Source organism: Gemmatimonas phototrophica (assembly GCF_000695095.2).
In the GTDB taxonomy this organism is placed as follows: Bacteria; Gemmatimonadota; Gemmatimonadetes; order Gemmatimonadales; family Gemmatimonadaceae; genus Gemmatimonas; species Gemmatimonas phototrophica.
On the sequence record NZ_CP011454.1, the window covers coordinates 2,298,582 to 2,318,226 of the forward strand.

The 19,645-nt window shown below is 64.2% G+C and carries 15 protein-coding genes and 3 tRNA genes; 3 read left to right on the plus strand and 15 right to left on the minus strand.

The annotated features are described in order from the left end of the window. Positions 1-30 precede the first annotated feature (30 nt). The 9 genes from aroA to GEMMAAP_RS20420 all read right to left on the minus strand — a co-directional run bounded on the left by aroA (position 31) and on the right by GEMMAAP_RS20420 (position 8,426). The gene (aroA, locus tag GEMMAAP_RS09730; RefSeq protein ID WP_043581640.1) at positions 31-2,025 is read right to left on the minus strand and encodes a 3-phosphoshikimate 1-carboxyvinyltransferase; all 1,995 of its coding nucleotides are present in this window, start codon (positions 2,023-2,025) and stop codon (positions 31-33) included. Then, positions 2,022-2,873 (minus strand): 2,3,4,5-tetrahydropyridine-2,6-dicarboxylate N-succinyltransferase, encoded by an 852-nt coding sequence (locus GEMMAAP_RS09735; RefSeq protein ID WP_026850715.1) that lies wholly within the window; start codon positions 2,871-2,873, stop codon positions 2,022-2,024. The genes aroA and GEMMAAP_RS09735 overlap by 4 nt, the downstream gene beginning before the upstream one ends. Positions 2,874-2,915: 42 nt before the next feature. Continuing rightward, positions 2,916-3,809, minus strand: a complete 894-nt coding sequence (dapA, locus tag GEMMAAP_RS09740) for a 4-hydroxy-tetrahydrodipicolinate synthase (RefSeq protein ID WP_026850714.1) — start codon at positions 3,807-3,809, stop codon at positions 2,916-2,918. Continuing rightward, positions 3,806-4,531: a 4-hydroxy-tetrahydrodipicolinate reductase gene (locus tag GEMMAAP_RS09745; RefSeq protein WP_043581639.1), complete on the minus strand. Its 726-nt coding sequence runs from the start codon at positions 4,529-4,531 to the stop codon at positions 3,806-3,808. Before GEMMAAP_RS09745 ends, dapA begins: the two co-directional genes overlap by 4 nt. Beyond that, a complete protein-coding gene (lysC, locus tag GEMMAAP_RS09750; protein ID WP_043581638.1) occupies positions 4,528-5,883 on the minus strand; it encodes a lysine-sensitive aspartokinase 3 in 1,356 nt (451 codons plus the stop codon). Before lysC ends, GEMMAAP_RS09745 begins: the two co-directional genes overlap by 4 nt. Then, positions 5,880-6,956, minus strand: a complete 1,077-nt coding sequence (gene asd / locus GEMMAAP_RS09755) for an aspartate-semialdehyde dehydrogenase (protein WP_026850712.1) — start codon at positions 6,954-6,956, stop codon at positions 5,880-5,882. The genes lysC and asd overlap by 4 nt, the downstream gene beginning before the upstream one ends. Further along, the gene (locus GEMMAAP_RS09760; RefSeq protein WP_026850711.1) at positions 6,953-7,945 is read right to left on the minus strand and encodes a M20/M25/M40 family metallo-hydrolase; all 993 of its coding nucleotides are present in this window, start codon (positions 7,943-7,945) and stop codon (positions 6,953-6,955) included. Before GEMMAAP_RS09760 ends, asd begins: the two co-directional genes overlap by 4 nt. A gap of 81 nt (positions 7,946-8,026) precedes the next feature. Beyond that, positions 8,027-8,245 carry a hypothetical protein gene (locus GEMMAAP_RS09765; protein WP_158514798.1) on the minus strand — a complete coding sequence of 73 codons (219 nt, stop codon included), beginning with the start codon at positions 8,243-8,245 and terminating at the stop codon, positions 8,027-8,029. Positions 8,246-8,331: 86 nt separating this feature from the next. Further along, positions 8,332-8,426: transfer RNA gene (locus GEMMAAP_RS20420), tRNA-OTHER, on the minus strand. 1,818 nt (positions 8,427-10,244) lie between these two features. On the opposite strand from GEMMAAP_RS20420, the gene GEMMAAP_RS20545 reads away from it, so the two are divergent. Next, positions 10,245-10,415, plus strand: a complete 171-nt coding sequence (locus tag GEMMAAP_RS20545; protein WP_158514799.1) for a hypothetical protein — start codon at positions 10,245-10,247, stop codon at positions 10,413-10,415. A gap of 6 nt (positions 10,416-10,421) precedes the next feature. Further along, positions 10,422-10,595, plus strand: coding sequence for a hypothetical protein (locus tag GEMMAAP_RS20550; protein WP_158514800.1), 174 nt, complete (start codon positions 10,422-10,424; stop codon positions 10,593-10,595). A gap of 473 nt (positions 10,596-11,068) precedes the next feature. Here the strand turns inward: GEMMAAP_RS20550 and GEMMAAP_RS09775 are convergent. From GEMMAAP_RS09775 to GEMMAAP_RS09785, 3 genes are all read right to left on the minus strand, one after another. Next, positions 11,069-11,152 (minus strand) — tRNA-Leu (locus GEMMAAP_RS09775). A gap of 137 nt (positions 11,153-11,289) precedes the next feature. Continuing rightward, positions 11,290-11,362 (minus strand) — tRNA-Gly (locus GEMMAAP_RS09780). A 72-nt stretch (positions 11,363-11,434) separates the two neighbouring features. Continuing rightward, entirely contained in the window at positions 11,435-13,252 is a 1,818-nt protein-coding gene (locus GEMMAAP_RS09785; RefSeq protein ID WP_053334494.1) for a hypothetical protein, read from the minus strand. Positions 13,253-13,449: 197 nt separating this feature from the next. On the opposite strand from GEMMAAP_RS09785, the gene GEMMAAP_RS09790 reads away from it, so the two are divergent. After that, positions 13,450-15,111 (plus strand): hypothetical protein, encoded by a 1,662-nt coding sequence (locus GEMMAAP_RS09790; protein WP_158514801.1) that lies wholly within the window; start codon positions 13,450-13,452, stop codon positions 15,109-15,111. On the opposite strand, the gene recN is transcribed toward GEMMAAP_RS09790, so the two are convergent. The 3 genes from recN to dxs are packed head-to-tail and all read right to left on the minus strand — an operon-like array spanning position 15,087 to position 19,628. Next, on the minus strand, positions 15,087-16,829 hold the full coding sequence (gene recN / locus GEMMAAP_RS09795) for a DNA repair protein RecN (RefSeq protein WP_053334493.1): 1,743 nt from the start codon (positions 16,827-16,829) through the stop codon (positions 15,087-15,089). The genes GEMMAAP_RS09790 and recN overlap by 25 nt on opposite strands. Before the next feature lie 28 nt (positions 16,830-16,857). Next, positions 16,858-17,730: an NAD(+)/NADH kinase gene (locus tag GEMMAAP_RS09800; protein WP_053334492.1), complete on the minus strand. Its 873-nt coding sequence runs from the start codon at positions 17,728-17,730 to the stop codon at positions 16,858-16,860. After that, the gene (gene dxs, locus GEMMAAP_RS09805) at positions 17,730-19,628 is read right to left on the minus strand and encodes a 1-deoxy-D-xylulose-5-phosphate synthase (protein ID WP_053334491.1); all 1,899 of its coding nucleotides are present in this window, start codon (positions 19,626-19,628) and stop codon (positions 17,730-17,732) included. The genes GEMMAAP_RS09800 and dxs overlap by 1 nt, the downstream gene beginning before the upstream one ends. Positions 19,629-19,645 lie beyond the last annotated feature (17 nt).

Here is a 19,645-nt window from a genome sequence, read left to right on the forward strand (position 1 = left end):
TTGGGGTCCTGTACAAGCCCAGCCCTCCCCCTACCTGCGGAGACGCTCCCGGGTGGCCCGTCCCAAGGCCACGATGCGTTCCACCTGCTCTTCCTGGGTCACCGTGGTCGTGTCGATGGTAATGGCATCGCGGGCAGGCGCGCTCTGAGTGGCGTCCTGGGCGTCCCTGGCCACCAGCGCCTCCACCTCTTCGGCAATTTCCGAATCATTGGGGCGCCGGCTCAGCCGCTGAATCAAGCGGCGGCGCGCCCGCTCCCAGGTGTCCGCCACCAGAAAGACCTTGAGTTGCGCCTTCGGGAATACCGCGGTTCCGATATCCCGGCCGTCCACGACCACGTCCACCGCCGACCCGGCGGATCGGACCTGCGAATTGACCCACTCCCGAACGGCTGGCATCGCGGCCACCCGGGACACGTTTCGGGTTACGGTGGTCCCGCGGAGTGCCTCATCCTGCTCCATCCCATCCACGAGCGGCAAGACGGAGCGGGCCGTCAGCCGCCAGGTGATCCGGTTCGCCTGCTCGAGCACGGAGGCCTCGGTCCACAGGTCGGCCGGTGCGCCCGAGGCAACCGCGAGAAAGGTGATGGCCCGGTAGAAGGCCCCGGAGTCCACATGGCGCACATCAAGCAGCTGGGCCACCCACTGCGCCGTGGAGCTCTTGCCAGAGGCAGCCGGCCCGTCAATCGCGATGACCAGCGGCGGCGTCCCACCGCCCGGCGCCACTTCCGGCGCGGCCGGCCGACCCACCGCGACCGACAGGTCGCGCCAGAACGCGGGATACGACACCGCCACACATCCCGGGTCATCGATCGTGATGTGATTGCCGGGCAGCGCCCCCAACACCCCGAACGCCATGGCCAGGCGGTGATCGCCGTGGGTGACCACATGCCCTCGGAGTGCAGACCGGGAGCCGACGATGCGCATCCCATCCGGAAACTCCTCGACCTCGACCCCCAGGCCCCGCAGGTTCTCCACCACGGCGCGAATGCGGTCGCTCTCCTTGACCCGCAGCTCCTGGGCGTCGGCGATACGCGTTTCACCGCGCGACCGCGCCGCCAGGCAGGCGATCATGGGGAGTTCGTCAATGCACCGCGGGATTTCCGCCCCGGAAATAGTCGTCCCACTCAGAGGTGATGGCCGAACTACCAGGGTCCCGATCCGTTCACCACCAACCATGCGCTCGTCTTCCACCCCAATGTCGGCGCCCATGCGACGCAACACATCGAAGGCCCCGGTGCGCGTCGGATTGAGACACACATTCTCGAGACGCAGGCGCCCCGCGTCGGCCATCGCGGCAAGCGCCGCAAAGAAGGTCGCCGACGAGGGATCGGAGGGCACCATGACGTCGGCCGTCTGCAGCACCTGCCCGGCCGGTAAGGTGACTCCGGCGTCGCTGACAGTCAGTGCCACGCCGCGGGCCAAGAGCATGCGCTCGCTGTGGTCCCGTGACCGGACGGGTTCCTCGACGGTGACTTCCACCCCGGCGGCCAGCCCCGCCAAGAGCAGCGCCCCTTTGACCTGGGCGCTGGCATGTGTGTTTACGAACCGAATGGAGGTGAGCGGTTGCCCGGAGACGCGCATGGGCAGCCCATCGTGCCCCGGGGCGCCCTCAAACGCAATGGTGGCCCCCATGGCCGCCAGGGGCGTCGCCACCCGCTTCATGGGGCGGCGACTCAGGCTCGCGTCTCCTTCAAAACGGGCTTCACGCCCAGCGAGGCCGGCGACCAGTCCCGCGAGCAGCCGCGTCGTCGTCCCGCTGTTCCCACAATCGAACGCTGACTCCGGCGAATGCAGCGCCGCCAACCCGCGGCCATGCACCACGAAGTCTGCACTCAGCGCCGGAATGTCCACCCCCATGGCACGCAGCGCCCCCGCCGTGGCGTGCACGTCGGCCGACGGCAGAATGTCACGCACGCGCGTGGGGCCGTCGGCCATGGCCGCAAAGATCAGGGCGCGATGACTGATCGACTTGTCGCCGGGAGCACGAATGGTCCCCTGCACCGTCAGCGGCAGGAGCCCACTCACCGAAGCCAGGCCTCCAGCGCGGTGGCCGCATCGGTCTTGTCATCGCGGTACTTCACAATCACCGGCGTCTGCAACGACAACCCCTCCGCCTCACCAAAAGCCGAGCTGACCCTGCGCGCCCCCGGCACCACCACGGCCCCTTCCGGAATCACCAATGGAGAACCGGCAGACGCCCGATGGACGGTTTCCTTGACGAGATCGTATACCGGCGTCCCCCGCGTCAGTACGACGCCAGCGCCGAGAACGGCCTTGGTCCGCACCACGGTGCCCTCGTACACCCCGCAGTTGCCGCCGACAATCACATCATCTTCGATCACCACCGGCGACGCGTTGATGGGCTCGAGGACACCACCAATCTGTGCCGCGGCACTCAGGTGGACTCGTTCACCAATTTGTGCGCAGCTGCCCACCAGGGCGTGAGAATCCACCATCGTGCCGCGCCCGACATACGCGCCGACATTGATGTACATAGGGGGCATGCAGACCACACTGGGGCCGAGATACGCCCCGCGCCGCACCGTTGATCCCCCGGGCACAATGCGCACCTGATGTTCCACCCGGAATTCACGGGTGGGGTACGTGTGCTTGTCGAGAAAACTGAACGGCGGCGTACTCGGCAGACTCTGCACATGACCGATGCGGAATCCCAGCAGAATGGCGCGTTTGACCCAGGGAACGGCGCGCCAGGTGCCGTCATCATCACGCCGCGCCGCACGGATCTCGCCGCGCTCCAAAAGCGCCATGGCAGTATCGAACAGCAACTGGGCATCGTGCACCAGCGGTGCGCCGCTGTCCAACAGCAGCGGATCGTTCAGACGGACTTCAAGTTCGGCGATCGAGAGGGCCATGGCGGGTCGCGGCCTAGAGAAGAGGAAAGTGAAGCGAACGAATCACGACGCCAGCAGACCGGCGCGGACGAGCACATCGCGTACGCGTGGCCGAAGCGCATCGGCCAGAGGCACTAGCGGCAAGCGCACGCGCTCCTGCATACGCCCCATCACGGCGAGCATGGCCTTGGCGGGAATCGGGTTGGATTCCACGAAGCATGCGTCAATGATTGGCGCGAGCGTGGCATCCAGCGCGCGCGCGGCGGCAAGATCGCCGCGCCACATGGCGTCGCACAGCTGAACCATCAGTGAAGGCGCCACATTGGACACGACGCTGATGATCCCATCGCCACCGTGTGCCATGAGCGATAGCGTGTACCCATCATCGCCAGACAACACGGCGAATTGCGGTGGGCGGTCACGCAGAATCGTGGTCATCTGGGCCAGGCTGCCGCTGGCTTCCTTGACCGCCACAAACCGCGGGTCGCGTGCCAACTCCAGCGTGGTGGCCGCTTCCATGTTCACCGCGGTGCGTCCTGGCACGTTGTACAACATGATGGGCAAATCGCACGCATCTGCAATGGCGCGGAAATGGGCCAGCAACGCACGCTGTGGCGGCTTGTTATACATCGGGGTCACGTGCAACAGATGCGACGCGCCGATGCTGCGCATCTCGCGTGAGGTGGCGATCGCCCGCTGCGTATCGTTGCTGCCGGCACCGGCAATCACCGGGACTCGGCCGTTGACCTCTTCCACCGTGATCTCCACCACGCGCCGATGCTCGGCGGACGCCAACGTCACCGCTTCGCCCGTGGAACCGCAGGGGATCAGCATGTGCACCCCGGCAGCCAACTGCCACTGGACCAGCGCGCGCAGCGCCGGCTCATCGAGCGACCCATCGGGCTGGAAGGGGGTTACCAACGCGGTCCCGCAGCCGCGGAGCGTAGTGGTCGTCATGGCGCGTCCGTAAGGGTTGGCGAAGACGTCAGCACGTCCCGCATGGTATACACCGCCGGTTCACGCGACACGGACAACCACCGGGCAGCGGCCAGTGCCCCGTCGGCAAAGACGCGTCGATCGCGCGCCGTATGCGTCAGCGAGATCTGTTCGAAGGCCGCGTCGAGCAGCACTTCATGTGTACCCGGCACACTCCCCACGCGCACGCTGGTAATGGGCACCTCTCGACCCAATCCGGCCTCCAGACGCTCGCCAATGGCGATGCCCGTGCCAGATGGCGCATCCTTCTTGGCGGTGTGATGTGTCTCGACAACATGCACATCAAACCCGCTGAGCTCGCGCGCCCGCCGTGCCACATCCTCGGCAAGGGCCAGGAACAACTGCACGCCAAGCGAGAAGTTCGGCGCCCACAACGCCGACTGCCCGTTCGCCCGAACAGCGGCGTCAAGACGCGGGAGTTGCGCATTCCACCCCGTCGTGCCGATCACGACCGGACAGCCGAGGGCCAACAGCGCCTCCGCGTTGGGGAGCGCGGTCTCCGGCGTGGTAAACTCAATGGCCACCTGTGCGCCGCCCAAGTCTGCCACGGTCAATCCACGCGCCATCTCCGGTGCATCAAGGCGGGCCACGATCTCGATGCCACGCTCCGGGGCCAGCGCATCAAGCGCGCGCCCCATGCGTCCCATGCCAACGAGGGCGACCTTGACCGCCGGAGCACTCATGATGCGGACTCGAAGAAGGTCGCATGCAATCGCTGCATGGCCGGGATCACCTGATCGTCGTCAATGACCAGCGTGAAATTGATTCCCGTGGCGCTCAGCGAGGCCATGTGGATGGGAATGGGCCCCAGCGCGGCGATGGCCTGCGCAATGGCCAGGCTGCCATCAGAAATTCCGGCCCCGACAATGGCAATCAGGCCGGCACGCGGCGACACCGAGACATCACCAAAGGCGGCCAGATCCTGGAGGATCGAGGCCAGGTTGGTCGCATCATCGAGAGTGACGGACACGGAGACTTCCGAGGTGGTAACGACATCCACCGACGTGCGATGGGTTTCAAACACCTCAAAGACCCGCCGCAGGAAGCCGGGGGCGAGCAGCATGCGCGACGAGCGGAGCTTCACCATGGTGGTGGCGCGCTTGCCGGCAATGGCGCGTACGGGCAGGCGAGGGGCATCGAAGGCAATCATCGTCCCTTTGCCACCCGGGTTCCGTGAGTTGTACACGTACACGGGAATCCCGCGCTGCACCGCCGGTGCAATGGTGGCAGGGTGCAGGACTTTCGCGCCAAACGCCGCCAACTCCGCGGCTTCATCAAAGCTGATACGCTCAATGAGTTGTGCGGCCGGAATCACCCGCGGATCGGCGGTCAGCATGCCGTCCACGTCTGTCCAGATTTCGATGCCGGTGGCATCAATGGCGGCGCCGATCAACGAGGCCGAGTAGTCCGACCCACCACGTCCCAGTGTTGTGGTGACCCGTGAGGCCGTGGCCCCCACAAAACCACCCATCACCGGGATCTTTCCCTGTTGCACCAGTGGCACCAGTCGCGCCTGTGCGAGCTGCCGGATCTCGTCGGTATCCGGTTCGGCCTTGGTGAAAAAGTCGTTGGTGCGCATCACGTCGCGGGCATCCACGAACACGGCCGGGTGCCCCTGATGGCGAAACGCGGCGGCCACGATCTGCGACGACAGTAGTTCGCCGATAGCCGCGACCGCATCCAGAGAGCGCGGCGTGAGATACCCGAGCGTTCGAAACGCCTCGGCCAGATGGGCCAACTCGTCGAATGTCGCACTGATGTCGAGCGACAGTTCCTCTGCCTCAGTGCTGCCACCCAGCAGCGCCTGGGCTTCGCGCTGGTGTCGATCGCGCAACTGCTCGATGAGCTGCAGTGCGGACAGGAGTTCGCCGCCGGCGGCCTTGTTGGCGATATCCAGCAGCAGATTGGTCGCCCCACCGAGCGCCGACACAATGACGACCGGCTGTTCCGACTGCTTGTTGGTAATGATCTCAACGACGCGTGAAATGGCGGCGGCATCGGCCACCGACGTGCCACCAAACTTGCAGACGATCACTGGCGCGCGAGCCCCGCCAACTGCCCGGTCTTGGCCAACAGCTCCGCGTTCAGAATCGAGCCACCGGCGGCGCCGCGCACCACGTTGTGCGACATCGCCACGAGGCGCAGATCAAACAGATGATCGGCGCGGACCCGCCCCACCGTGGTGGCCATGCCGCGCCCTCGCCCGGCATCGCGACGCGGCTGCGGGCGATCGGGTTCATCGCGGATGATCAGCGAGGGCTCGGGCGCCGACGGGAGACCGCGCACCGCTTCGTATCCCGTCCAGCCGCGCAACACCTCCAGCGCCTGCTCCGGTGTGGGCTTGGTGGCGAACGCGACGGACATGCATACGGTATGCCCATGCTCAACCGGCACCCGGTTCGCGTGCGCACTGGTCACGATGTCCGCCATCGTGATCGCGCCCTGCCGGTACGTCCCCAGCAACTTCACCAGCTCCGTTTCGATCTTCGGCTCTTCGTCGCCGATGAACGGAATCACGTTCCCAAGAATGTCGAGCGAAGCCACTCCGGGATATCCCGCACCGGACACGGCCTGCATGGTGGTGGCAAACACTTTCGTGACCGTGAATGCCTGGTGCAACGGAGCCAGTGCCGCAGCCATGACCGTGGTGGCACAGTTGGCATTCGTGACAATGCCTCCACTCCACCCACGATTCGCGCGCTGCACCGTCAGCAGCTCCAGGTGATCACCATTGACTTCCGGAATGACGAGCGGCACATCGGCATCCATGCGATAGTTCTTCGCATTGGACAGCACCATGCGTCCCGCCCTGGCGAAGGCCGCTTCCACGTCACCGGCCACGCCGGAATCGAGCGCCGAAAAGATGATGGGGGCGGTGACCTCGTCGGGCGTGCAGTTCTTCACCGTCAACGCCGCTACCGATTCGGGCAGCGTGCCTTCAAGCCATTTCGCGGCCGACCGATACGATTTGCCCGCGCTTCGTTCCGACGCGGCGACTTCGACCAGATCAAACCAAGGGTGCGCGTCGAGGAGGCGAATGAACGCCTGTCCGACGGCGCCGGTTGCGCCAAGAACGGCGACCGGCCAGCGAGTGGCTGTGAGTGTCATGCGAGAAGGGTGCGAACGATGCGAACGTATGCGTCAACCGACGCGTCGAGTTCCGCCACATCGATGTACTCGATGGGCGTATGGGCCACATGAATGGAGCCGGGCCCGAACAACAGCGGCGTCCCCCACCGATCGAGCAGCGGGATGTCGCTGGTATATGCAACGGGTTCCACCTCGAATCCGCTAATCGTCTGAAAATGCTGCGCCGGAATGTGCGAGCCCCACACCAGCTCGGCACGATCACCTGCCCAGGCCGCGAAGGCCGCCTTGACCGGCTCCACATCGCCGACCAGGCGGATCATGATTTCCGCCTCGGCCAACCCCGGCACGATGTTCGCCTCGGTGCCGGCACGGAGGACGCCGATGTTGTAGGTGGTCTGCCCGAGGATGGGATCACTCGGTAACGTCACGGTCCGCAGTTGCGGCAAAAGATCGAGCATCCCCTCGAGGGCACTCTCGCCGAGGTGCGCGTACGCTGAATGCGCCTCTCGCCCGCGCACACGCACAATGACGCGCTGCGCCCCCTTGCAGCCCGACGCCAGCTTGCTCTCGGTCGGCTCGCCATTCACCAGAAAGCGACTGGTCGCCGGAAGCCGGTTGGCAGCTCGGGCACCGGGGGATCCTTTCTCTTCCCCCACGACGAAGAGCAGGTCAACACGCTCTTCTCCCTGCTCCGCGAGCCGCTGCGCGGCCACCATCATGGCCGCCGCGATCCCTTTGGCGTCGCAGGCGCCCCGCCCGTAGAGGCGATTGCCGTCGAGACGCGGGGGGACAAAAGGCGGTACCGTATCGAGGTGAGTGGAGAGGGTGACCCCACCGCCCTTCCGCGTCGCCCAGACATTGGAGCGCGCCGGCTCCACTTCCTGCAAGGACACGTTCCATCCGCGGGCAATCAGCCAGCGGGAGACGAAATCCACCGCGTCCCGTTCACGGCCGGTGGTGGACTCGATAGACAGCAGTTCAGTGGCGAGAGCAACGGCATCAGACATGCCGACAAGATACACGCCCCACGTCGTGTAGCGCGCCCCCGCCGCCGCCGGTTTTTGCTCCGAATTTCTACGGACGCGTGGTCAACTGCGAACGAGAAACTCGAGGATCACGGCGTTCAGCCGGGCATCATCCATGTCGTCGTCCCAACCGGGCGCCACCAGCGCGATGACTCGATGTGCACCGGAGTTGCACTCAATCGCCACCGTGTCGGGCGCCATGGTGGCCGCGACTTCACGTTGATCTACCGGTACTTCAGGAAGTTCGAGGCAAATCCAGGTGGTGCCCTGCGAATCCGACACGGTGCGCACCGCAGCTCCGACGAAAGGGATGAAAAAACAGTGGTGCGTGGCTCGACGGCGGCGATACCGACGTGGCCGTGCGTCCATACCCGGAGCGGGACTCGAACCCGCACATCCTCGCGGATAAGGGATTTTAAGTCCCTTTTCAATAGACGCGGGACCGGTCTTCAGTTATCCGCACCGAGTAGAAAACGAGAATACCCACAATCTGCATCGGGCGCCATCGACCCCGAACGAAGCCCGTACATCCCCCGAGGCGTCACCCGAGGTTATAGACGGGGCATGTCGCGCGTCCGTATCGACGACGCCGGGTGCTGGATCCGGCACGAGGCTAAGAATAGCCAAGGGTATGGCTCGATTCGCGTCGGAGGCCGGAAAGGCCGTTCCGTCTTGGTGCACCAGGTCATCGCCGAGTCGCGATACGGCGCCATCCCATCAGATCGCATGGTTTGCCACACCTGCGAAGTCCGTACACGCCGAAGCCGCATATACTCTCCGATAAAAGGGCGGTGACATCACGCTGATATCACCGCCCTTGGGAAACCGAGGCCTGACTACCGCTTCGTCGGCATGGGACTTAAGTCGCTGCGAAGCACCTTGCGGCTCAGTACGCGCTGTCCGTCTGGGCTCACAGTAAGACGGAAAAGTTCAATTCCCATCATACCAGGTTCGATGTTGTTGAGCTCAAGCCTGACATCAATAAACTGCGTGCCCGCCGAGTCTTGGAGCGGACTCACTCTGAAGAAACGCCCCGTCATCGGACGCGACTTCGATAACGAGCTCTTGAATTGCGCATAAGCGGCGTTGCCATGGGACTTGCAGGCCACACTCGTGTCCGCACGAAAACACTGGGGACGTGGTACGAAACTGTACGACGACAGTTCCGAACCGAAACTCTCGATTACGGCGCGCACGAGCGCAGGAGAGGGTGTGGACTTTTTCCCCGATGGTTGTGCGTGCGACACACTGGCGCAAGCCAACAGCAGAGCCGAAAGCTGGAAACAAAGAGTTCGCATGGCTGGGATTGGTAGAGGGAGCCGCGCGTTCGACTTACCGGCTGCAGTTTGGCGCCTGAGCATAGATTTGCGTATGTAAGTAGTTTCCAAGGTGCCCTGCCTCATGGCGTGCGATTTGAACGAACTCCGCGTCTGTTGGAGTGTATCCGCTTTTCCGTTTCCCGCTAAGCACGACCTGTTGTGCCGCATACTGGGTTCTTCCGAGTGATTCAGTCGTGTCATCCACCATAAACCAAGTTGATGACTTGTATATGGCAAATTGCTGGGCGGCGTTGTACAGCGCATAACCACTCCGAAAGCAGTATTCGCCAGTGTTCGAGTTCATCATTCGTAGCGCAGTGGCCATGATTGAGTCACGAAGTGCTCCTTGAACGGGGGTAAGGATGCACGTCGAAGATCCGGGTGGATCGCAGTGGGTGATTAGTTGCTGAATCGTTGGTTGTGGCTCCCCCCCGCCACCGCAGTCTACCGTGCACGTTGAACCACCGCCCTCAGAACCTCCACATGGCATACCCGGATTACACGAGCCGTCATCGCCGGGGGTTGGAGCCTCAGGGTCCTCCGGGAAGTAATCGTCGCATTGCGGTTGCGACGGATCTTCCTCGCACGGCTGATCGTACCACTCGCATGGCCAATAGTAGGTTCCTGTAGACGTGACTGTGTGGGTGCAAGACCAAGACGCTCGTGGAGACAACGATACCTCTGCATCGGCCGGCGCGGTGGGGTTTTCGCCACACGCAGTTGTGATGGATAGAACTAGCATACACAACGTCAATGATACTCTTCGAAGCAAAAACATATTCCTCCGATCTGGACTATTACAATTCGCGCCATTTGCGCGAAGCCACGATATGAAGCGGTACAGAAGTCGTCAATAGAAACCTTGTGCAGATTTTTTCCGCTGAGTGCCTGCATCGCAGTTCTGTTTAGTTTCGACTGACCGGTCTATACCATGTTTAGCACGCCCCTTATTGTTTGTTCGCATGCAGCACGCCGTTGAGTGCGAGGACGCCGACGCCGACGTCACGGTGGTAGAAGACACGAGCACACACGTGTTGGCCGCGATCACGTGCACGTCGGCGTTGCGGGAGCGACTCGCGGCGCGGAAGGCGCCGGAGCCGGTGGCTGAGCGTGTGCCGGGCGAAGAGGGCTGATCGTCCATGTCCAAGCCCGCCGTCGTGCGCTACATCGCCGCACTCTCCCCCACCGAAAGCGGACGCCTCCTCAATGCGCACGAGGTGAGCGACAGCGTGTTCGGTGGGCAGGTGAGCAAGAAGTGGGTATGTGCCAAACCTGGGCACTATTGTCACGTGGTCGGGCGGATAGTGCTCTAGATACGTAGGCGAAATCCGCGCATGGGTGGGATCTTTGCAACAGGTGGCGTCCGGAGTTAGCGAGCTTCGGTTGCATGACATCGTGCGCCTGTTCGGACAGACCGCCGCTGACGAGAACGTCTCCGCGGTGCATAAACACGCACAAATGCGACATTGCGACCCGCGCATGACCGGCCGGTACAAGATGCCTGCGCAAGCACGCCAGGCGGCTGAAGCAGTCGCCCGTCGGCTTGGCATCGTAAAGCCGACGAAAAAAAGCCCGCGAAGGGCGATGGACTTAATCTGGGGACTATTGTGCCCTAACTGCCAGCGAACGACCCAATGCCGGGGGCCGACCGATCTGGCCATCGCGAGCTCGCTCACGCTCAGTGAGGTCCAAATGAATGTAGCCCGTCCACCATTTCAGGGGATACGTCCCCTGAATCCTCCCCCGACCGCGACAGACTGAGTCGGGGGCGAGGATCGCAAGTCTATACCCGGAGCGGGACTCGAACCCGCACATCCTCGCGGATAAGGGATTTTAAGTCCCTCGCGTCTACCGGTTTCGCCATCCGGGTGTTGTGCACCACCACGTGCACCGTCCAACGCCGACCGACAGGCGCAGCTTACTCCGTTGGCCCGCCAAACGCAAAACGGGAGCGCCAGAGCGCTCCCGTTTGCCAACACACCACCGTTCCGGCATAACGCCGAAGAGAGCGGGAAACGGGACTCGAACCCGCGACCCCAACCTTGGCAAGGTTGTGCTCTACCAACTGAGCTATTCCCGCGTCTACCGACCACCGCGTCGGCAACGGACAGGATTCTAGCCAGCCCGAGCCCCCCGGACAAGCACCCCCGGGCTAATCCCGCAACCCCAGCGCGTGAGAGGCGTACCAGAGCGTATGCGCCAGAAGTCCGGCCAGCGCCGCATCACCGCCGTTCCCACAGCCCCGACCATCGGCGTCTACCACCTCCGCCGCGATGCCACCATCGAGCGGTGCCCGGCGAAGCCAGCCCATGACTTCCTGTGCCTCGGGACCCAGGAGTCGGGCCACCTGCAGCAACAGCGGATTGACGGACGTCAACTCGACGGCAGTGGCCCGCACGGTGCGCCGGAAAAGGGAATCATCACGATCCAGCGCATCATAGAGGGGCAGCCACAGCAAGGAACCGGCGGCGTCGTCGTGGAGTGCCGCCCCGCCTACCAGATCTACCGCGGTGGCCAGCCGGGCCTTTTCGCCCCGCTCGACAGCGAAGTGCCGGCGGATGGCCGCACGAACGGCGGCCGGATCTTCCACGGCAGCCGCCGCCTCCTCATCCAGCGTGCGCCGGAACACATCCAGCGCCATGGCGACGGCGGCATTCCCATGCAGCGTGAATGGGAAGGGCGCCGGTGCTCCCGATGCCGTAACTTCGGTGGAATACAGCGGGATGCGTTCATCACGTCGCGCCACGATGTCGTCGTGGCTCAGATACAGCGTATCGGCGACCACGGGATCTTCCACCAGCTGATCGTCCCCCGTGTCGCGGATGTACCGGTCGGTGGCGATGGCGAAGGCGGCCGGCCCCTCTACCGCGAAGCCCGGCTGAAAGAGCGTGCCGTCGAAATAATGGACTCCCTGCCCCGGCGCATATCCGTGGAGTTCACAGGCTCGGACCAGCAACTCGCGCGCAAGGCCCGTATCCGCCAGCTGAATCGCCGGCAAGGTCCACATGAGTGCTTCCCAATCGCGCACCGTGCACCCAATACCATGCCACGGCGCCCGTGAGCGCATGAGATAATAGTGCGCATCATCGAGACCGCGTCCGACCGCATAGAAATACGCAAAGAGCAGGTTGCGGTTCAGCAACCGGTCGATGTTTTCATTGCCGGTGGTTTGCTCAAGGGCGGTCAGCGCTTCCCGGGTGGCCGTCAGCAGCGATCGCCATCCACGGCGCCTGAGGACACTCACCGTCGCCTGCGCACCGTCACGCTCCGGCCCGACCGCGATGTAAAACGCGGTCTGCACGGCCTTTCCGGCCGGCGCCGTTACGGTGCGGCGCAAGGCAAACGTGCGCGGCTCGCGCGAAGCGCCCTCGGCCACCTCTACCGTGGCTGGTCCATCACAGCCAATCGCCACGGCCACCATGCCGGGAATCGCGGCTCCCTCGAGCAGGACGACCTCGTCGTCTCCCCGGCTGGCCACATGCTCATCATCGAACGGGCGCGCAGTGCGCACCCGTTGCTGGCGATGCCCAAGGGTCCCCTCCATGGCCAACTCAATGGCGACATCGACCGTCCCACGATTCTCCACGGCCAATGTGTAGACGGCGCCCGCCATGTCGGCGTCCCGGCCATACGGGGCAAAGATTGTCCCACGCACGACGAGCGAACCCACGGTGCACGTAAAGGTGGGTAACCAACCATTCGCCCGTTCCCACGCGATCCCCTCGGCCGCGAGCGCCCGCACTTCTCCCCCCACCCGCAGCACCGGCCCCATCAAGGGTGCACCGTGCCCGCTCACAAAATCGGGGGCCCCCGCCACCTCAATGGCCGCGCGCGCGCCGCGGTGCAGCACGCCGAGCGCATGTATGGCCCCGTCCATGGGGTTGATACACGGAATGGTGAGCCAGTGATTACCGGTCAGCTGCCAGGGAACGGACGGAATGGGACGCATGGGGACCAAGGCGTCGCGCATGGACCGCGACGCGGAATCTGGAGTATCCCAGCATCAGACGCCGCCGCTTCGTTGACGGGCACTCCGTGCCGGGCTAAGGTGCGAAGCACACGGCGGTAATCTAGCCGGTTTTACCATGTCAACCTGACGTGCACTTGATATCCAGCTCGCTCTTGCCAATCCGGCGGATGCTTTTTTCAAGGGAAACCTCCTCCCTGATGCCCCAGCGCATGCTACGCTGCCCGCTGGGGTGGGCGTGGCGCCTGGGCGCGGCGCTGTGCTTTCCTCTTGCTGCAGCCCAGGGGCAAAGCGTGAGCGGCGTTGGAGACGATGCGATCCCCATTCCGCGCGGTGGCTTCCGTATCCAGGTGGGCGGGCTCTGGAACGACTATCGGGAGGTCTACTCCCCCGGCGCAGGCAAACAGGCACTGCTCCGCGGTCTCGCCACCGAGAACCTCGGGGTCAACCTTATGCCCCAGCTCTCGGACGCGCAGGCGGGCATCCGCGCCTTGACGGGAAACAGCAGTTTTGCCTTGTCACTCGGCCCTCTTGAATCGGCCGGTGAAGTGCGTCAGAGTATCGCACCGTTCGCCCTCGACTACGGGGTAAGTCGACGGCTCTCTCTGCGCGCAGTAGTGCCGTACGTCGAATCCCGCGATGTGAGCCAGTTGATCCTCAACCGCAACGGCACCGCCGCCAACGTGGGACGCAACCCCGCCCTGGGCACCGCGGGTCAACAGGCCCGTGCCGCCAACGCGGCGCTGCTCGGTCAGATTGATGCGGCACGGACTGCGCTGACGGCGGAAATTTCGCGCTGTGCCAATGTGAGCGCGACCGGGTGTGATGCCATTCGGGCCAACCCGGCCGGCGCACAAACGCTCGTGACACGGGCGAGCCAAACCCGATCATCACTGGCCACGGTGTACGGCGATGGTGACGCGGCTGGCGCGCCGGTGGTACCCATTTCCGGCTCCTCACTGCACGCCGCCGTCGTCTCCACAGTCGGAGCGCTGCGAACGGACTTTGGCGCCTACGGCATTACGAGCATCGCTGCCGCGGCACAGCCGCAACCAGCCGTGACCATTTTCGGGCCTGGCAGCATTGGCTCGATTACCAGTGACACGTTCAACGTGGGCTACGCACGTCTCGGCGATACCCGCCGGGCCGGAATTGGCGACATCGACCTCACCGCCACGTATCTCCTCTTCGACAGCTTCAACGCTGATCAGGTGAAGCGCGTGCTGTCGCCGGCACGCGGTCTGCGCAGCAATCTGACGGTTGGATGGCGCTTCGGCACGGCGGGGGCAGACCGGGCGGAAGATGCGTTTGACGTACCCATTGGCGAAGGGGCGAACGCTCTGCTGGTGCGCAGCACGACCGACGTCCTGTTCAATAGGTGGGCGTGGATGAGCGCAACGGTGCGTGCCGTGAAGCCCTTCGGTGATCGAATCGCCGTCGTGGTGCCGTTCCGCGATGAGACGTCCCTGCTGTCGTCGCCGGTGGACATCGTCAGTGCCGCACGCACGCTCGGCACCCGTCTTGAGTTCGAAGTGGCCCCACGAATGGCGATCGGTCAGTTCTTCGGACTTTCGGCGTCGTATCTGGTTCGGCACTGGGGCGCGGACGTCTTCGACACGGAGCGCGCCGAGTCGTCAGCGTCGCTGACGGAGCCGTTCACAACGCCGTCGCGGACGTTCAGCGCCGCCGCTGTTGGGGTGACCTTCTCCACGCTCAACAGCTACGTGCGCGGTCGTTCGCGATTTCCTGCCGAAGTGGTTTACACGCATACCACGCCGCTCGGTGCGTCCGGCGGATTTGTCCCCGTGGTCTCCAGCGACCGGCTTGAACTGCGGATTTACACGGGCTTCCCGCGGCGCTGAGCCGGCCGCCGTCCACCGGCCTCGGTCTCGCCGGTGCTGGTGGTGCTCACCATCTCGACGCCGCGCGCGATGAGTTCGCGCGCGTGTGCACGACTGACTTCGCGATCCGCATCCCCGCCGAGCATCCGGGCAATCTCCACCACTCGCGCATCATCGGTCACGACCGTGGTATCCGACGTGGTAACGGTGCCCACCGCGCTCTTGTGGACGACAATGTGATGGTGCGCCCGCGCGGCGATCTGGGCGAGATGCGAAATGGCCAACACCTGATGATGCGAGGCCACGCGTCGCATGAGCGCCCCAACTTGCCAGGCCACCGCGCCGCCGACGCCAGCATCCACCTCGTCGAACACGAGCGTCGGGACCTGCTGCAGCTGGGCCAGAACGGTGCTCAGGGCCAGCATGACACGGGAGAGCTCGCCTCCCGACGCAATGCGCGACAACGGACGCACATCACTTCCGGCATTCAAGGACGCGACAAACGACACGGATTCGGCACCAGCCACCCCCACCTGATCCAGCGGAATCAGCTGCACCGCCACGCGCCCTTCCTGCATCCCGAGCTCCGGCAACAAGGCTGACACGGCTCGAGAAAACTCCGCCGCGCCACTCTGTCGTAGTCGGGTCAGCTCCGCGGCCGCCTCAGACAACGCCCCCTCAGCGGTGGCACGCGCACCGGCAATGGCCGCCAGATCAAGCGCACCGCCATCGACCAATTCGAGCTCGGCGCGCGCACTCGCCCCCGTGGCAAGTACGTCTGACATGGTGGGACCGTACTTCCGCATGAGCCCGAGCAGCTGATCCCGTCGGCGTTCAAGGGTGCGCAACCGCGAGGGATCGGCCTCCACCGTTTCGGCATAATGTTCCAACTCGGTGGACAATTCATCCAGGGCATACACCGCCGCATCAAAGCCAGCCTGAAGACGCTCCAGCTCCGGATCGATGCGGGTTAGCGAAGTGAGTGCACGACGCACCGTCGCCAAGCGGGTGAGCGCGGCGCGATCATCGCCGGTAATCGCCGCCGCTGCCTGCGCGGCCAACCCTTGCAGTTCTTCGGCGTGCGACAGCCGACGGATATCGCCGTCGAGCGAATCGTCTTCGCCCACCACAGGGGCAACATCCTCAATTTCCCGCACCACGTACCGCAGGTAGTCGGACCGACGTGCGGCGTCCTGGCGGCGTTGTTCGAGCTCGCGTTCACGGGCCCGCAAGGCCATCAATTGCGAGTACGCCTCACTCACGCGCTCACGCGCCTCAGCGGCCTGCACGTACGCATCAAGTACGTCGCGTTGGTGCTCGGCATCCACCAGCTGACGCGAGTCGTGCTGTCCGTGCACACTCACCAGACACGCACCGATTTCCGCCAGCACGGCGGCTGTTACTGGTGACCCATTAATCCAGGCGCGCGACCTGCCGTTGCTACCGACCTCCCGCTTGAGGACGAGCAGTTCATCGTCCGCCTCGATACCGCGTTCGTCCAACAGCGCACGGAGTTGGGTCTGACGACGGAAATCAAAAACCCCTTCTACCGTAGCCTTCTCGCTGCCGCTCCGCACACGATCGGCCGCAGTGCGCTCCCCCAGCAACATGCCGAGCGCACCAATGATGAGCGATTTTCCCGCGCCCGTTTCGCCGGTCAGCACGTTCAACCCCTCCGCCAGCGGGAGCGTGACCGCGTCAATGACGGCGACGTTTCGAATGCGCAATTCAACGAGCATCGGCGTTACCGATGAGAGTCGGAACGAATCAGATGGCGGCGTCGCCGTCGCGCTCGGACAGACCTCCCCATCCCAGCTTCCGGCGCAGTCGAGTAAAGAACGTCGTGCCGGGGAAGCGCACGATCTGCACCGAGCTGCGGGCCCGCCGCACCACGAGCGTTTCTCCGCCCGTGAAGGTAGTGCCAACCTGACCGTCGATCGTTACCAAAAGTTCTTCGGGACCATCATCGGCACGCACCTTCACTTCCACCTGCGGAGGCAGCACCAACGGGCGCATGGCCAACGTGTGGGGCGATACGGGGGTGAGCACGATGCTCTCCACCGTCGGCACCACGATCGGACCACCAGCAGAAAGCGAATACCCCGTTGAACCGGTTGGCGTGGAGACCACCAAACCATCGGCAGAGTACGACCCGATGGGCTCGTCGTCCACAAACACGGTGAAGCGCACGACCCGCGCAAACCCGCCTTTGTGCAACACCACATCGTTCAGGGATCGCCACGCGCAGCGTTCGTTTCCGTCGCGGTCCAAGGCGCAGGATTCAAGCGCCATACGGGCTTCGGACACAAAGTCCCCGCGCGCAAACCGCCGCACCCCTTCTTCGAAGTCCGTGGCGCTACTGCTGGTGAGAAATCCCAGTCGCCCAAGGTTGATGCCGAGAATCGGCACGTTGTGTCCGTCGAGCCAACGGGCACCACGCAGCAGCGTGCCATCTCCCCCCAACGTGAAGAGCGCCTGCACCGTGTCTGGTGCACCAAGTCGCTCTCCCCCTTCCGCGATGTCCCACAGCTCATCCTCGAATGCGAGCGTTAGCCCGAGCGAAGGCGCTACGTCCAGCAGCGTCCCGAGGATGGCCGGCAAACCGACATAGCCACGATGTCCAATGATCCCGACGCGCATCAACCGGCGAGTGCTTCAGACTCGTGCAACGCACGCACCCGATCGGCAATGCCCGCCGCATCGAGCCCGAGAGACGCCAACTGCTTCTTGCGTGGCGCCGCGTACACGATTTTGTCCGGCACACCATGTACAGCCGTGCGCACCTGTGGCGACTGGCGATGAATGATGGAGCTGATGAACGCCCCGAATCCGTTCATGGCCACGCCCTCCTCCACCGTGAGGATGTGCGTGTGATCGGCAAGAATGGCCGCGAGCGTGACCTCGTCGTAGGGCTTCATGTAGCGGCAATTCACCACCGTCACATCGAAGCCTTCCGCAGCCAATGCTTCGGCGGCGGCAACGGACGGGCCGACCATGGTGCCGACGGCGAGTATGGCCATCTCCTTGCCTTTGCGCAGCACTTCCCACGTGGCGTACGGCGTGGCGGGAATCTCGGACATCGCGGCCGGCACGTCAGGCGACGTATCACGGGGATAACGCAGGGAAAACGGACCGTCGGTGTGCTCCACCGCCGCACGCAACAAGCCCAGCATCTCTGTGCCATCCTTGGGCGCCGTAACCGTCATGTTCGGTACGGTGAGCATGTACGGGATGTCGTACAGGCCCATGTGCGTTTCGCCATCTTCGCCAACCAGACCAGCACGATCCATGGCAAAAATCACGGGCAGTTTCTGCAATGCAGCATCGTGAATGATGTTGTCGTAGGCACGCTGCAGAAACGTCGAGTAAATCGTCACGATCGGGCGTACACCGCGCGTGGCAAGCCCCGAGGCAAACGTGACACCGTGTCCTTCGGCAATACCGACGTCAAAAAACCGATCGGGAAACGCTTTGGCAAACGCTGCGGTGCCCGTGCCCCCAGGCATGGCGGCGGTGATGACAGCCACGTCACGACGCTCGGCGCCAATCTCCGCGAGCCCCTTGCCGTACACGGCCGTGTAGGCGGGGTTGCCCGTGGACACCGTGATCTGCTTGCCGGTTGCCGGGTCGTGGCCAGGCGGCAACGCGTGCCACTTCTCACCGTGTTCGCCGGCGGGAAACCCACGGCCCTTCTGCGTAATGACATGCACGAGGCGTGGCGTATTCATCTCACGCACCGCCGCGAACGTATCCATTAGCGCATCGATGTCGTGCCCGTCGATGGGGCCGAAATACCGGAAGCCCAGCTCCTCGAACAACACACCCGGCGTGAGGAACGACTTGACGCTTTCCTCCCACTTCCGGAGCAGTGTCCCCGCCGACTGGAACGGCTGCGGCGCGCTGTCCACCAGATCGCCAATGCGCGAACGCAACCGATTGTACAGCGGGTTACGCTGAATGCTGGTGAGGTACTTGTGCATCGCCCCCACATTCGGCGCGATGGACATCTCATTGTCGTTGAGGACGACAATGATGTCTCGATCGGAATGTCCCGCGTTGTTGAGCCCTTCGTACGCCAGACCGGAGCCGAGCGAACCGTCGCCGATGACGGCGACGGCCTTGAACGATTCGCCCATCACGTCGCGTCCCGCGGCCATCCCGAGAGCCGCCGAGATGGCGGTGGCGGCATGGCCAGCGCCGAACGTGTCGTACTCGCTCTCCGTGCGCTTGAGGAAGCCGGACAACCCGCCCTCCTGACGCAGCGTCTCCATGCGATCGTTGCGACCCGTCAGCAACTTGTGCGGATACCCCTGATGACCGACGTCCCAGACGATCTGATCGGCGGGCGTCTCAAAGACCGCGTGCAGGGCGACGGTGAGTTCCACCACGCCCAACCCGGCGCCGATGTGGCCGCCGGTACGCGAACACACATCGATCAGACGCTCACGGATGTCCTGCGAGAGCGTGCGCAGCTCCTCACGGGAGAGGCGGCGGACGTCGGCGGGGGACTTGATGCCTTCGAGGATGGACATGGACATATCGGGAAGAATGCGGA

Coding starts and splice junctions, on each gene's coding strand:
- GEMMAAP_RS09800 (WP_053334492.1), bottom strand. CDS start 17,730: ATGCGCGTCGGGATCATTGGACATCGTGGCTATGTCGGTTTGCCGGCC.
- GEMMAAP_RS09790 (WP_158514801.1), top strand. CDS start 13,450: ATGCCCCAGCGCATGCTACGCTGCCCGCTGGGGTGGGCGTGGCGCCTG.
- GEMMAAP_RS20550 (WP_158514800.1), top strand. CDS start 10,422: ATGTCCAAGCCCGCCGTCGTGCGCTACATCGCCGCACTCTCCCCCACC.
- GEMMAAP_RS20545 (WP_158514799.1), top strand. CDS start 10,245: ATGCAGCACGCCGTTGAGTGCGAGGACGCCGACGCCGACGTCACGGTG.
- recN (WP_053334493.1), bottom strand. CDS start 16,829: ATGCTCGTTGAATTGCGCATTCGAAACGTCGCCGTCATTGACGCGGTC.
- dxs (WP_053334491.1), bottom strand. CDS start 19,628: ATGTCCATGTCCATCCTCGAAGGCATCAAGTCCCCCGCCGACGTCCGC.
- asd (WP_026850712.1), bottom strand. CDS start 6,956: ATGACACTCACAGCCACTCGCTGGCCGGTCGCCGTTCTTGGCGCAACC.
- GEMMAAP_RS09760 (WP_026850711.1), bottom strand. CDS start 7,945: ATGTCTGATGCCGTTGCTCTCGCCACTGAACTGCTGTCTATCGAGTCC.
- GEMMAAP_RS09785 (WP_053334494.1), bottom strand. CDS start 13,252: ATGCGCGACGCCTTGGTCCCCATGCGTCCCATTCCGTCCGTTCCCTGG.
- GEMMAAP_RS09735 (WP_026850715.1), bottom strand. CDS start 2,873: ATGGCCCTCTCGATCGCCGAACTTGAAGTCCGTCTGAACGATCCGCTG.
- dapA (WP_026850714.1), bottom strand. CDS start 3,809: ATGACGACCACTACGCTCCGCGGCTGCGGGACCGCGTTGGTAACCCCC.
- GEMMAAP_RS09745 (WP_043581639.1), bottom strand. CDS start 4,531: ATGAGTGCTCCGGCGGTCAAGGTCGCCCTCGTTGGCATGGGACGCATG.